General features: G+C 37.2%; 13 protein-coding genes. 4 read left to right on the forward strand and 9 right to left on the reverse strand.

All coding sequences use genetic code 11. The features are described from left to right. The first annotated feature begins 272 nt into the window (after window positions 1–272). Window positions 273–722, forward strand: a complete 450-nt coding sequence (locus AAIE21_RS05430) for a YslB family protein (RefSeq protein WP_017150595.1) — start codon at window positions 273–275, stop codon at window positions 720–722. A gap of 310 nt (window positions 723–1,032) precedes the next feature. Here AAIE21_RS05430 and uvrC read toward each other — a convergent pair whose 3' ends face one another. Beyond that, window positions 1,033–2,817, reverse strand: coding sequence for an excinuclease ABC subunit UvrC (gene uvrC, locus AAIE21_RS05435; RefSeq protein ID WP_343265797.1), 1,785 nt, complete (start codon window positions 2,815–2,817; stop codon window positions 1,033–1,035). Between the two features lie 204 nt (window positions 2,818–3,021). Here uvrC and AAIE21_RS05440 point away from each other — a divergent pair, with 204 nt between their 5' ends. Further along, window positions 3,022–3,267: a cytoplasmic protein gene (locus tag AAIE21_RS05440; protein ID WP_343265798.1), complete on the forward strand. Its 246-nt coding sequence runs from the start codon at window positions 3,022–3,024 to the stop codon at window positions 3,265–3,267. Window positions 3,268–3,400: 133 nt separating this feature from the next. Here the strand turns inward: AAIE21_RS05440 and trxA are convergent, their stop codons facing one another. From trxA to AAIE21_RS05470, 6 genes are all read right to left on the reverse strand, one after another. Further along, window positions 3,401–3,715 (reverse strand): thioredoxin, encoded by a 315-nt coding sequence (gene trxA / locus AAIE21_RS05445; RefSeq protein ID WP_003200692.1) that lies wholly within the window; start codon window positions 3,713–3,715, stop codon window positions 3,401–3,403. 378 nt (window positions 3,716–4,093) lie between these two features. Continuing rightward, window positions 4,094–5,071: an electron transfer flavoprotein subunit alpha gene (gene etfA / locus AAIE21_RS05450; RefSeq protein ID WP_343265799.1), complete on the reverse strand. Its 978-nt coding sequence runs from the start codon at window positions 5,069–5,071 to the stop codon at window positions 4,094–4,096. Between the two features lie 36 nt (window positions 5,072–5,107). Further along, on the reverse strand, window positions 5,108–5,881 hold the full coding sequence (gene etfB, locus AAIE21_RS05455) for an electron transfer flavoprotein subunit beta (protein ID WP_343265800.1): 774 nt from the start codon (window positions 5,879–5,881) through the stop codon (window positions 5,108–5,110). A gap of 76 nt (window positions 5,882–5,957) precedes the next feature. Further along, the gene (locus tag AAIE21_RS05460; protein WP_343265801.1) at window positions 5,958–6,734 is read right to left on the reverse strand and encodes an enoyl-CoA hydratase; all 777 of its coding nucleotides are present in this window, start codon (window positions 6,732–6,734) and stop codon (window positions 5,958–5,960) included. Window positions 6,735–6,745: 11 nt separating this feature from the next. After that, window positions 6,746–7,333: a TetR/AcrR family transcriptional regulator gene (locus AAIE21_RS05465; RefSeq protein WP_481858653.1), complete on the reverse strand. Its 588-nt coding sequence runs from the start codon at window positions 7,331–7,333 to the stop codon at window positions 6,746–6,748. A gap of 114 nt (window positions 7,334–7,447) precedes the next feature. Continuing rightward, the gene (locus tag AAIE21_RS05470; protein WP_343265803.1) at window positions 7,448–9,133 is read right to left on the reverse strand and encodes a long-chain-fatty-acid--CoA ligase; all 1,686 of its coding nucleotides are present in this window, start codon (window positions 9,131–9,133) and stop codon (window positions 7,448–7,450) included. Between the two features lie 569 nt (window positions 9,134–9,702). Here AAIE21_RS05470 and AAIE21_RS05475 point away from each other — a divergent pair. Both AAIE21_RS05475 and fhuB read left to right on the forward strand, forming a co-directional pair. Next, window positions 9,703–10,677, forward strand: a complete 975-nt coding sequence (locus tag AAIE21_RS05475) for an ABC transporter substrate-binding protein (protein ID WP_343265804.1) — start codon at window positions 9,703–9,705, stop codon at window positions 10,675–10,677. Window positions 10,678–10,684: 7 nt separating this feature from the next. Then, complete coding sequence (fhuB, locus tag AAIE21_RS05480; RefSeq protein WP_343265805.1) at window positions 10,685–12,721, forward strand: Fe(3+)-hydroxamate ABC transporter permease FhuB; 2,037 nt, start codon at window positions 10,685–10,687, stop codon at window positions 12,719–12,721. Window positions 12,722–12,769: 48 nt separating this feature from the next. Here the strand turns inward: fhuB and AAIE21_RS05485 are convergent, their stop codons facing one another. Next, window positions 12,770–13,441, reverse strand: coding sequence for a septation ring formation regulator EzrA (locus tag AAIE21_RS05485; RefSeq protein ID WP_343265806.1), 672 nt, complete (start codon window positions 13,439–13,441; stop codon window positions 12,770–12,772). After that, complete coding sequence (locus AAIE21_RS05490) at window positions 13,395–13,979, reverse strand: sigma-70 family RNA polymerase sigma factor (RefSeq protein ID WP_343265920.1); 585 nt, start codon at window positions 13,977–13,979, stop codon at window positions 13,395–13,397. Before AAIE21_RS05490 ends, AAIE21_RS05485 begins: the two co-directional genes overlap by 47 nt. Between the last annotated feature and the right edge of the window lie 2 nt (window positions 13,980–13,981).

A 13,981-nucleotide genomic window follows, 5' to 3' on the forward strand; every position in this document is an offset into this window, starting at 1 on the left:
GTATTAGTTTATAACAATAATGTTTTTTCACTATTGCTATAAGAAAAACTGAAAAAATTATTCGAAATATTTCAGCATAATTTGATACCAAGTTCATTTTACTCCTATTTTTGTCGAAGCGTCAAGAAAACGTATACATAATTTGTACATAATTTGCATATAATTTGCCAATTCTTTTTTTCTTCCTATATATTAAGATTTTCCCAAAGAAAGTTCTGTTTTTATAAATGGGAAATGTTATATAATAATCCCTATAGAAAGAGGGGAATATTGTGAGCAAAAATACAATTGATATAGCATCTTTTGAAGATGTTTCATTGAACGCCTTCGCTTATGAACTGCTGCGTGAAGAAGTATTACCTGACCTAATTGGAAAAGAATTAGATGACATCTTATACTGGGCCGGCAGAAACCTAGCACGAAAATATCCACTAGAGACGATTGAAGAAGTCATTCATTTTTTTGAAAAAGCTGGTTGGGGCCGTTTGAACATTATCGAGCATAAACGCCGTGAAATGCATTTTCAGCTAACAAGCCCGCTCATTACAGAGCGTCAAAAGCAAAATAGACATTCTTCTTACCAATTAGAAACTGGATTTGTTGCAGAACAAATTCAAAAGCAACGAAATGTTGTTGCAGAGTCATATGAAGAGCAAAAAAAACGTTCAGATTCTATCACATTTCTTGTAAAATGGGACGTAAAAGATCCTGTCGAAGTGTAGAATCACATTAGCAGTCAACTAGACATATAGGTTTAGTTGACTTTTCTATATCAATCCAACTTTAAAAACCGACATAAATCATTTCTTTTAGGTGGGAGAGAGCATCCGACCATTCATAAAAGCGATCAGTTCCTTTTTTCTCCCCATGCAGTGTGAAAATAAAAAGAGGAAATGAGCGGAAAACTGTTTTTGTTTTCATAGCCACAGCTTATATGTCGAAAAATCAAAATGGATTTACATTGCATATTCATTCGATTTTAATAATTTTTAATCTTCTGAAATTATATCAAAAAATAGAAGACATTGTAAACTACAACGTCTTCTTATCTGTTAAATAGGAATAAATAGTTTCTGCAACATTTTGCGGCATTCCTGCTTCGACAAATTCTGTCACAGACGCTTCTTTCATTTTTTTTAGCGAACCAAAATGTTTTAACAATACCTTCTTCCGTTTCTCCCCTACTCCAGGAATTCCATCTAAAGCAGATTGAATAACGGATTTCCCGTGAAGCTGGCGATGAAACGTAATCGCAAATCGGTGCACCTCATCTTGAATACGCTGCAGTAAATAAAATTCTTGGCTATTTCTTTCAAGCATAACGGGCTCAGGAGGATCACCGATCATTAAATGCGATGTACGGTGCTTATCATCTTTAACAAGTCCAGCCATCGGAATATATAGCCCAAGTTCGTTTTCAAGCACATCGCTAGCAGCTGCAAGATGCCCTTTCCCACCATCAATTACAATTAAATCAGGTAGTGGCAAATTTTCTTTTAAAGCGCGCGTATAACGCCGACGTACAACCTCTCGCATCGATTCATAATCATCAGGCCCTTGAACTGTTTTTATCTTATATTTTCGATACTCTTTTTTCGCCGGTTTTCCATCAATAAAGACAATCATTGCTGAAACTGGATTCGTGCCTTGGATATTTGAGTTATCAAATGCTTCAATACGATATGGCGTTTCAATATCAAGCTGCTTGCCTAAATTTTCAACGGCTTTAACTGTACGTTCTTCATCACGTTCAATTAAATAGAACTTCTCTTCTAAAGCGATTTTCGCATTTTTATTGGCCAATTCAACGAGGTCTTTTTTCTTCCCTCGTTTTGGCTGCGCGGCATCCACTTCTAAGAAACGCTCTACTAATTCAGGGTCAATACTTCCTGGTACTACAATTTCCTTGGGTTTAAAATGATTGTTTTGTTCGTAAAATTGACCGATAAATGTTAGAAATCCTTCTTCAGGCTCATCATAAATTGGAAACATAGAGACATCGCGTTCGATTAACTTACCTTTTCGAACAAAGAAAACTTGCACGCACATCCAGCCTTTATCAACCGCATAACCAAATACATCGCGGTCAACAATATCATTCATAATCATCTTCTGTTTTTCCATAATTGCATCCATATGGGCGATTTGATCGCGCAATTCTTTTGCACGCTCAAATTCTAATTTCTCAGATGCTTCATACATTTTCTTTTCGAGTTCCGAACGAATTTCCTTATGCCCACCATTTAAAAATTTTGTAATTCCATCAACGATTTCTTTATTTTGTTCATCCGTTACCTCTTTAACACAAGGCGCTAGACATTGCCCCATATGATAATACAAACACACTTTATCTGGCATTTTTGTACACTTACGGAGCGGATACATACGATCCAGTAGCTTTTTAGTTTCATACGCTGACTGTGAATTCGGATAAGGCCCAAAATATCTTCCTTTATCCTTTTTTACATTTCTTGTGATAAGTAAGCGTGGCTGCTTTTCTGCCGTGATTTTAATAAATGGATATGTTTTATCGTCTTTTAATTTAATGTTATATCTCGGATCATACTTTTTAATTAAATTTAATTCTAAAATAAGTGCCTCTAAATTTGAGGAGGTAACAATATATTCAAAATCAACAATTTCTCCGACAAGACGGAGTGTCTTCCCATCATGTGAACCAGTAAAATACGAGCGCACACGATTTTTTAACACCTTTGCCTTCCCGACATATATAACTGTCCCTTGCTTATCTTTCATTAAGTAACAGCCTGGTTGATCTGGTAAAATCGCTAATTTTTCTTTTAAATGCTCGTGCACTCGTAAACCTCCGTTTCTTACATGCTTATCATTGTTGTTTCCAAGCAAAAACATACTATCATTAAATCCCCAACATACGTTCTTTAATTGTAACGGAAAGCGAAGAAAAAGGAAAATATTATACATATTTTCGTCTCTTTAATAGAATTTTTTACGTTAAACTAATAAAATAGAACATCAAATATACGCAAAAAGGAGATCACAATGGAAAATGATTTTGCAGAAGCACATCGTCTCTCTTTTCGTAATAAAATCCACTTAGAAAAGAAAACCATATGTGGTTGTTTTTATTGTTTTAAAATTTTGCACCCGAGTAAAATTACAGAATGGTGGGATGACGATGATACGGCAGTTTGTCCCTATTGCGGAATTGACTCTGTTATAGGAGAAAGTTCTGAATTTAAAATTACAGAAGCCTTTTTAAAAGAAATGCATCAAAGATGGTTTTAATTAGATAAAGTGAAACTTTAATCAGTGAGGTTTTCTTCATCCCCCACTGATTATTAGTCCTCACCAACGGAGATTTTATCATCTAGCAACACTTTAAAATAAAAAACGCTGCCACGAGGCAGCATTTTTTATTTTAGAAGTGTTTAGAAACTAGTTCTACTAACGCTTCTTTTGGTTTGTAACCTAACGCTTGGTCAACTACTTTACCATCTTTTAATACGAAAAGAGATGGAATGCTCATTACTTCAAAACTGCGAGCAGTTTCTTGATTTTCATCTACGTCTACTTTTACTACTTTTACTTTTTCGCCTAATTCTGCATCGATTTCCTCTAATACAGGAGCAATCATTTTACAAGGCCCACACCATGGTGCCCAGAAATCTAATAATACAATACCTTCGCTTGTTTCAGCTGCGAAGTTTTGGTCAGTTGCGTTTACAATTGCCATTTTATTTCCTCCTTCAAGTGTATTCTACCAAAAGTATATCATTAACTTATATACGTGGCGAATATTATGTATCGTTATGTATTGTAACAAAAAAGGGTTCCTTTATACTATATAAAAATACAAGCTATATGGACACAACATAAAACCTTTCTTTTTTAGATGGAAAAGAGCATCCGGCCATGCATAGAAGCCGTCAGGGCCTTTTTTAGCCCCATGCCATGTCAAAACAATCAGAGAAAATGAGTGCAAATCTTCTTTTGTTTTCATAGCCGCGAATTATATATCAGAAAGAAATACATGCTAAAAAACGAGAGGCAGGGGACCTCTCGTTTTTCTATATATAGGGGTATTTCACTTGGAACTCAAGGGTTACTCAAATTAAGAATGCACTTTTAACTTTTTAAACTCTTCTGTTAATAAAGGAACCACTTCAAATAAGTCACCAACAATACCATAGTCAGCTACTTTGAAGATACTTGCTTCTGGATCTTTATTAATTGCAACGATTACTTTCGAGTTAGACATACCTGCTAAATGCTGAATTGCGCCAGAAATACCGCATGCAATATATAAATCTGGCGTAACAACTTTACCCGTTTGTCCAATTTGCAATGAGTAATCGCAATACTCTGCGTCACAAGCACCACGTGATGCTCCAACAGCGCCGCCTAATACATCCGCTAATTCTTTTAACGGTTTAAAACCATCTTCACTTTTCACGCCGCGTCCGCCAGCAATAATGACTTTCGCTTCTGAAAGGTCTACACCTTCTGCTGTTTTACGCACAACATCTTGAATGATTGTACGTAAATCTTTTACATCAACTGTAATAGAAGATACATCACCTGTACGCGCTTCATCTTTTTCTAATGGCGTAATGTTATTTGGACGTACTGTCGCAAACAGAATGCCATCTGTTACAATCTTCTTCTCAAACGCTTTACCAGAGTAAATTGGGCGTGTAAATACAACATTACCACCCGCTACTTCTAATGCAGTGACGTCGGAAACAAGACCAGCTTCAAGTTTTGCAGCTAGCTTTGGTGATAAATCTTTACCAAGCGCTGTGTGTCCAAATACGATTCCTTCAGGCTTTTCCTCAGCATATACAGCAAGAAACGCTTGTGCATATCCATCCGATGTATATGATTTTAATTTATCATTTTCAACTGTCACAACGCGATCTGCACCGTAATGAATCAATTCATTTGCTAAAGATGCAACGCTCTCTCCAACTAGAAGGCCAACTACTTCACCGCCTTCTGCAATTGTTTTCGCTGCTGCTATTGCCTCAAATGAAACGTTACGTAGTGATCCGTCACGAACTTCACCCATTACTAATACTTTACGAGCCATAGATTTTCCCTCCTGCATATATAATTTCGTATTTTATTAGATTACTTTCGCTTCTGTATGGAGCAACGATACAAGTTCTTTTACTTGATCTTGCAGCTCGCCTTGTAACACTTTTCCTGCATCTTTCTTAGGAGGTAAATAGATTTCAATTGTTTTTGTCTTTGCTTCCACAGCATCTTCCTCTAAATCTAGATCATCTAATTCTAATTCTTCAAGCGGCTTTTTCTTCGCTTTCATAATACCTGGAAGCGATGGATAACGCGGTTCGTTTAAACCTTGTTGCGCTGTTACTAAAAGCGGTAGTGATGTTTCAATCACTTCAGTATCACCTTCAACATCGCGTTCAATTTTCACGCTTGTACCGTTAATTTCAAGCTTCGTAATTGTTGTTACATATGGAATATTTAGCGCTTCAGCTACGCGAGGACCAACTTGTCCAGATGCGCCATCAATCGCTACGTTTCCACCTAAAATTAAATCCACTTCTTTATCTTTTAAATACTCAACAAGCACTTTTGCTGTTGTAAATTGGTCACCATTCTCAACATCATCTTCAATATTGATTAATACCGCTTTATCACAGCCCATCGCTAACGCAGTGCGAAGTTCTTTTTCACTGTCTACGCCGCCAACTGTTACAACCGTAATTTCACCGCCTTGTGCGTCTCTTACTTGAATTGCTTCTTCAATCGCATATTCATCGTAAGGGTTGATGATGAATTCCGCTTCGCCATCATAAATTGCACCGTTTTTAATTACGATTTTCTCTTCTGTATCAAATGTTCGTTTCATGAGTACGTAGATGTTCATTCCATTTACCCCCTTGTTTTTCAGAAAGATTCCATCAATTTTAATATTCTGTTAATTTATGTTAAAAAAATTCGAACTACCTACCACTAAATGAAGGTTTGCGTTTTTCTAAGAATGCCGCTACACCTTCTCTTCCATCTTCACTCGTAAACACTTCTCCAAATATTTGTGCCTCACGCTGCACACCTTCATAATAATGAGATGATTTTGTTGTTTGTAATAGCTCTAACACAGCACGAGTCGTCGCTGGGCTTTTACTAGCAATCTGTTTTGCAATTTTGAGAGTCTCTTCTAATAGTGTTTCTTCTGAGAACACGCCATTAACAAGTCCCCATTCTAATGCTTGTGCACCGGTAATTGGTGTACTTGTTAGCATCATTTCACAAGCCTTCGCTTTGCCAACGTAGCGTGGCAAACGCTGTGTACCTGCAAAACCAGGAATCAATCCGAGCGTTAACTCTGGTAAACCAAGCTTTGCACTTTCAGTTACAAAGCGCATGTGGCAAGACATAGCGAATTCAAGGCCACCACCAAGTGCCGCTCCATGAATTGCCGCAATAACTGGTTTTGAGCACTTTTCTACACGCTCAAACGTAACTTGTCCAAGCTGAGCTAGCTCTGTCGCTAGTTTTGCTTCTTCAACAGAAGTAAATTCTTTAATATCTGCTCCTGCTGAGAAGAAGCGTCCTTCGCCATGAAGAACCACAACGCGGACATTTTCATCCTTTTCGACTTGATCAATTAACTCAGTAACGTCATGCATAACTTGTGAAGACATAGCATTAGCTGGTGGATGATTTAATGTCACCACCGCGATATGGTCTTCTACTGTTACAGATAGGAATTTCAACATGATCCCTCCCATTATTGACGATAACCACAAGCTGAACTAAGCAGCCCATGTACCGTTTTTGAAAGTGCGACCAAATCATATTTATGATCGCTCATTACCCAATTGGTCACAACTTCATCTACTGTTCCAAAGATCATTTGCCTTGCTACGCGAACATTTAAATCCGCCTTAAATTCACCTTGTCTTACACCTGTTTCCAAAATTTCATCAATGACTTGTAAGTACCCTTTTAATACTTCATTTATTTTGAGGCGCAGGTCTTGGTTGGATTGACGAAGCTCTAGTTGAGTAACAATAGCAAGAGGATCATTTTTCGACAACAGCAAGAAGTGCATTTCTACCAACATAAATAACTTCGCTACAGCGCTTTCAATTCCTGCTGTTTTTTGACGAATTGTTTCAATAAATTCTCCCATCTTCTCTTGGAATAAGGATATTAGTATATCTTCTTTATTTTTAAAATATAAATAAATAGTTCCATCAGCAACGCCAGCTTGCTTCGCAATTTTAGAAACCTGTGCTTGATGGTATCCATTTTCTGCAATCACAATAACCGCCGCATCAATAATTTGGTTATATTTTGGTCGATTTTTTTTCACTTTACTGTCCCCTTCAAGAAGATGACTGAATGAGTAATCATTCATATTTTAATAATACTGACTATTTCAAGAATTGTCAATCCTATATCCTTTATTTTCAAAAAGAAAGGGCCTTTAGCCCGTCTGCTCATCCTCTGTCTTTTTCTTCTCTTCATCTATAAGGACGCGTCGTAAAATTTTCCCAACTGTCGTCTTCGGCAACTCACTTCTAAACTCATATATTTTTGGAACTTTGTAAGCTGCTAAATATTTACGCGCAAACTGATCTAATTCTTCTTCCGAACACTCTATGCCTTCCTTCAATACAACAAACGCCTTTACAGTCTCCCCTCTGTACGGGTCAGGAACACCAATTGTAACTACTTCTTGCACTTTTTCATGTTCATATAATACTTCTTCTACTTCACGCGGATACACGTTAAAGCCACTAGCGACAATCATATCTTTCTTACGATCCTTCACATAGAAAAAGCCGTCTTCATCCATATAGCCAACATCACCTGTATGGAGCCATCCATCTTGCAATACAGCTGCCGTTTCCTCTGGCTTATTCCAATACCCCTTCATAATTTGCGGACCTCTCACAACAATTTCACCAATTTCACCTGGAGGTAATGCTTCTCCCGTTTCAAGTGACATAATGCATGCATCTGTATCCGGCCATGGTACTCCAATACTTCCTGGCACACGTTTTTCCCATAAAAAATTCCCATGTGTAACCGGAGATGATTCAGTCAATCCATATCCTTCTACTAATTTACCACCTGTAACTTTTTCAAATTTTTCTTGTACTTCTACCGGAAGCGGCGCAGAACCACTAATACAAGCACGAATTGAAGAAATATCATATTCCTTTAAAAGTGGACTATTCAAAAGAGCAATATAAATTGTTGGCGCTCCTGGAAATAGCGTAACTTTATGTTTTTTAATTGCTTCAAAAACCATTTTCATATCAAATTTTGGGATGAGCACCATTTTATATCCTTGCATAATGCTCAAATTCATTACCGCCGTCATTCCATATACGTGAAAAAAAGGAAGGACTCCAAGGATTACCTCTTCTCCCTCTTTACAATTATATAGCCAGTGTGCACCCATTAAAGTGTTAGCAACGAGATTTTTATGCGTTAACATAACTCCTTTCGGAAACCCTGTCGTCCCTCCCGTATACTGTAAAAGCGCTAAATCATTTTCAGGATCGCAAGGCACTTCGACGTCATTATTATTTTCTCTTTCTATTGATTTCCAAAGGTGAATCGTCTCACTTTCCGACACTTTCACATCAAGGTTCGTTTGTTTTTTTTGTACAAACGGATAAAGTACATTTTTCGGAAACGGTAAAAAATCTGCGATACGAGTTACGATAATATGCTCAACCTTTGTAGCAGACTGAACGTTAGTAACTCTCGGAAAAACTAAATCGAGGCAAAGAATCACTTTCGCTCCAGAATCATGAAGTTGATATTCTAGTTCCCTTTCTGTATACAGTGGATTTGTCTGTACGACAATACCACCTGCAAGCAATGTACCATAATATCCAATTACAGCTTGCGGGCAATTTGGTAACATAATCGCAACTCGATCACCTTTTCTTACACCCAGCTTACGCAGATAATTGGCAAATTGTTTCACCTTACGATCAAGCTCTGAAAATGTAATATCCTTACCTAGAAAATGAAGCGCTTTCTTTTCTGGGTACCGAAAAGACATCTGCTGTAAATATACGTGAAGCGGCTGAATATCATAAGAAATTGTATGTGGAATTTCCTCTGGATAACTTTGTAGCCAAGGTTTTTCCATCTTCATTCCCCCTTCCTGTTCTTACAAAAATAAAATGAATGTCCATTCATGATGATTGTTTTCATTATATTATAGTCACAATCACGTTACAATCATAATATTCTGACTTTTGCACAACTATTCCATTGTAACTCCATAACTATCTATATTATTGTGCCACGAAGACATTTTGATCCCTTTCCTCATTTTCTCCCCCTGTTGTAACTTGGCATAGGGCAGGAGCAGAAAGAGAACCTGACCGCTTCTATGCATGGCCGGATTCTCTCTCCCCCTAAATATGTGCGTTTTTCAATCTAATTAGTTTATACTTTCTGTTTCTTCTCCTACTCCTTTTAAAGACTCATTCACAAATTCATATTTTGAAAGCGTTATAGTAGCAAATAAATCCCCCAATGTTCTAAAGAGAATTTTTTATCAGAATAGAAAGAAAAAGATTGACACCATAAAAGCCACCATAGTATGATTTCCATGTTGAAACTGATAATCTTTTTCAATTAAAAAAGGTGAATCCTACTGCAATTGCAGAAAGATTATATATCATTTCAAAATAATTCATTTGGGGGAAAAAAATGAAAAAAGTCCTTAGTATTTTTATGGTTATCCTTCTATTCGTTGTCGGATGTGGACAACAAAAAGAAGAGAAGAAGGAAGTAAAAACAGATGATAAAAAACAAGCTATGACAATTAAACATGCTGAGGGTGAAACAAAGTTAGATAAACCAGCGAAAAAAGTTGTTGTACTTGAGTGGGTATATGCAGAAGATTTATTAGCACTTGGTGTTCAACCTGTCGGGATGGCTGATATTAAGAACTATAATAAATGGGTAAATACAGAAACAAAACCAAATAAAGATGTTGTAGATGTCGGTACGCGTCAACAACCAAACTTAGAGGAAATTAACCGCTTAAAACCAGACTTAATTATTACGGCTTCATTCCGTAGTAAAGCGATTAAAAATGAGTTAGAACAAATTGCACCAACAATTATGTTTGATCCATCAACAAGTAATAACGATCACCTTGCAGAAATGACAGAAACATTTAAACAAATTGCAAAAGCAGTTGGAAAAGAAGAGCAAGGTAAAAAAGTATTAGCAGATATGGACAAGACATTCGCTGATGCAAAAGCAAAAATTGAAAAAGCTAACTTAAAAGATAAAAACATCGTAATGACACAATCATTTACAGCAAAAAATGTTCCAACATTCCGTCTGTTAACAGACAATTCTACAGCAATGCAAATTACGAAAAAATTAGGTTTAACAAATGCATTTGAACCTGGTAAATCTGAGCCAGACGGCTTCAAACAAACAACTGTAGAAGCACTGCAAGGTGTACAAGATGCAAACTTCTTATACATCGTAGCTGATGACGATAATATTTTCGACAAACAGCTAAAGGGTAACCCAGCATGGGAAGAATTGAAATTCAAAAAAGAAAATAAAATGTATAAACTAAAAGGTGACACTTGGATCTTCGGTGGCCCTGAATCTGCAAAATCATTAGCAAAACAAGTTGCAGATGTAATGACAGCGAAGAAGTGATTGCATAATGAATAACTTACAACATACACTTCGAGCAAGTCTTGTATTCGGAGGAGGAGCAGCTCTCTTGCTCCTCCTTTTCTTTATTCATATCGGACAAGGGCAAGCAAATATTTCTTACAGCATGATTATGGATGCTCTCTTTTCTCCAAATCAATCTCTTGAACATCAAACCTTAATTATGCTGCGTTTGCCACGGGCTGCTATTGCTATTTTAGCTGGTGGTGCGCTCGCTGCATCAGGCGTTATTTTACAAACTTTAACGAAAAATCCACTTGCTGAGGCAAGTACAATGGGAATTCATTCAGGAGCATATTTCTTTTTAATTGCCGCTACTATCTTTTTACCGGAATACTTACAAGTACACTCCCTCCTTTTCACATTTATTGGCGGAGCAGTAACGGCTTTGTTCGTATATCGTATTTCCGGCGGCAGAAAGGGAACGCCGCTACGTATGGCATTAGCAGGTATGGTTGTCACATTAATGCTCTCTGCTTTTACCGGAACGATGCAACTGTTTTATGAAAACGAAACAGCTGGACTATTCCTTTGGGGCGCAGGATCACTTGTACAAAATAACTGGGATGGTGTTCAATTTGCGGTCCCATTTGTTGTCTGTTCCTTCCTTGCTGTACTATTTATGTCACGTAAATTAAATGTGCTTCTTTTAGGTGATGATGTTGCTGTTTCACTTGGAGAAAAAACAGAAGTAACGCGTTTTATTGCTTTTATTGCAGCGATCTTTTTAACAGCAGTCGTTGTAACAGTTGTTGGACCAATTGGTTTTGTTGGCTTAGTTGCACCGCATTTAATGCGCCTGATTGGCTATCGCCAACATTTCCCACTGCTTCTCTCCTCTTTCTTATGGGGGGCTATTTTATTACTTGGGGCAGATGTTGTTGGTAGATTAATAGACCCAACTGGTGCTGAACTTCCGGTTGGTGCTGTCACTGCAATGATTGGTTCACCATGGCTCATTTACTTAGTTTATCGTATGATGAGATCCAAGCAATATATGAACGACAACGGAGCGAATGCAGCTGGTGCCAATTCAAAATATTTCTCTTATAAAAAAGTAATCATTGTTTCAATAATCCTTTGTATTGTATCAGTTGCACTTGGCGTTGCACTCGGCAGCAATGCTTACATAGAAAGCATAATAAATATAACAACAGGGCAGCTTACACAATTCGATCAAAACATGATGATGAATCTTCGCTTGCCAAGAATGCTCGTTGCGGCTGTTGCTGGAGCATGTCTTGCAATAAGCGGGCTAGTCTTTCAAGGAATATTACGCAATCCACTCGCCGATCCATCTATCATTGGTATTTCATCTGGTGCAGGTGTCGGTGCTTTAACAATTATGTATGTCTTCCCGGCACTTCCAGGATTCTTCTTACCAATCGGTGCATTTATTGGTGGACTACTTGCAGTTGGAATCGTCCTCTTCTTTTCATGGAAGTCAGGCTTTAGCCCAACAGCACTCGCATTAATTGGAATTGGTGTATCAGCACTCGGTTCAGCAATTATTCAAATCTTTATCGTTAGAGCAAACTTAAATGTAGCGGCTGCTTTAACTTGGTTATCAGGTAGTACGTACGCAAGAGGTTGGAATCACTTAGAAAATATACTTTTATATCCATCTCTTATTCTCGTACCAATCATATTCTTCTTGATGAAGCAGCTTGATGTTCTTGTACTCGGAGACGACTTAGCAACAGGACTTGGGCAACGCGTAAACAAAACACGCTTCGCACTTATTATCCTAGCAACATTGCTCGCGTCAGTGAACATTGCCGCTGTTGGCACAATCGCTTTCTTAGGACTCGTTGCACCACACCTAGCACGTATTGTTGTTGGGATGAATCACCAAAGATTGTTTGTTTGTTCAGCACTATTTGGAGCGATTCTGCTCTGCATCGCTGACTTACTTGGACGGACGATTGCATATCCAAAGGAGATTCCTTCGGGGCTTGTTGTCGCTGTACTTGGTGCACCTTATTTCTTGTGGTTGATGAGGAAGAGTGGGAAGAAAGTTAGTTAAAAAAGCGCAGGCTTCTTTTGCTTAGAAGTCTGCTTTCTTTATTTCATGTCAGTGTGGCATGAAATTAACATAAGCTTTATAAAAAATATATATTACCCATGAATACATTAATATATAAAATACCCTTCTCTTTCCCCTTAATGCCCAAGTTAATTTTTTATCCTGTAATGACAATTCTATTCCATTCGCTTTTTTCACCTTACGTAATATTTGGAACAATTCACGATATTCCTCATCAATCCCTAAAAGCACATAATCTTTACTATTTGTAAATTTCATATATAAAAACTCACTTCCACCCTTGCGATCTAATACTGTTTTCATAGATACAATTTCCTCTAGTTGGTATACTTTTAAATCAACATCGTTATAGTAACGGTCTACAAAGAAAACATATAATCTTTTATTTGTAACAACAAGGACGTTATTAATGCCAAAATGCATAGCGAGAGCACCTACTCCAGACATAGCTGCTGTGCCAGTTTGTGATCCTTTCACACGAGGATTAGATGCAAACATACTATATAAAATTTCTTCCTGTTCTTGTAATTCATCCCGTACGTGCCCATAGCAACGCTGCATCAAAATACTTTTTGTTACTACCATTTTGGCACGTTTTATTTTCTGCTTATCTACTTTTGTTTCATCATTATATTCCGTAACATCTTCATCGCTATATTTTAAATTGCTTAACCCCTGTAACAGTTCCTCTTTGCGCATCCCTTTCCCCTCCTATTATCTTTTTTAGTTTTTTCCGTCCCCTTGAGAGCCTGCTATACACAGTATCTGTTGTCAGCCCTAATTCAGAAGCAATCTCCTGCACACTATATTCATCTAAATACCTTTTTATAAAGATTTTCTTATCTTTATTATTTAAAGCTTCAATTAAAAGGTAGAAGGTTTCCTCTTGTTCCTCATTTGTTTGATTTGTATCTTTTATCTCTGCATATATATCCTGCTGAAATTCTTGTAATCGATAAGCCTGATTACTCTTTCTCTTAAAATCAATCGCTTTAAACTTCGCAACAGATATAAGCCAATTTCTAAATTTCCCACGCTTTTCATCATAACTCTCAATGTTGTACCAAATAATTAATAAAATATCATCCACACATTCATCAACGAGTTCTTTACTATGCGATGTATCTAACACGCTATGAACAACTTTATAAATTAAATCACCATATTGATCAATTGCTGCATGCAATGCAGTCATATCTTTCTTTCGTAACCCTTCTACTATTTCAGCTTCTCTCATCC

It is taken from the genome of Paenibacillus sp. 102, from assembly GCF_039549175.1.
In the GTDB taxonomy this organism is placed as follows: domain Bacteria; phylum Bacillota; class Bacilli; order Bacillales; family Bacillaceae_G; genus Bacillus_A.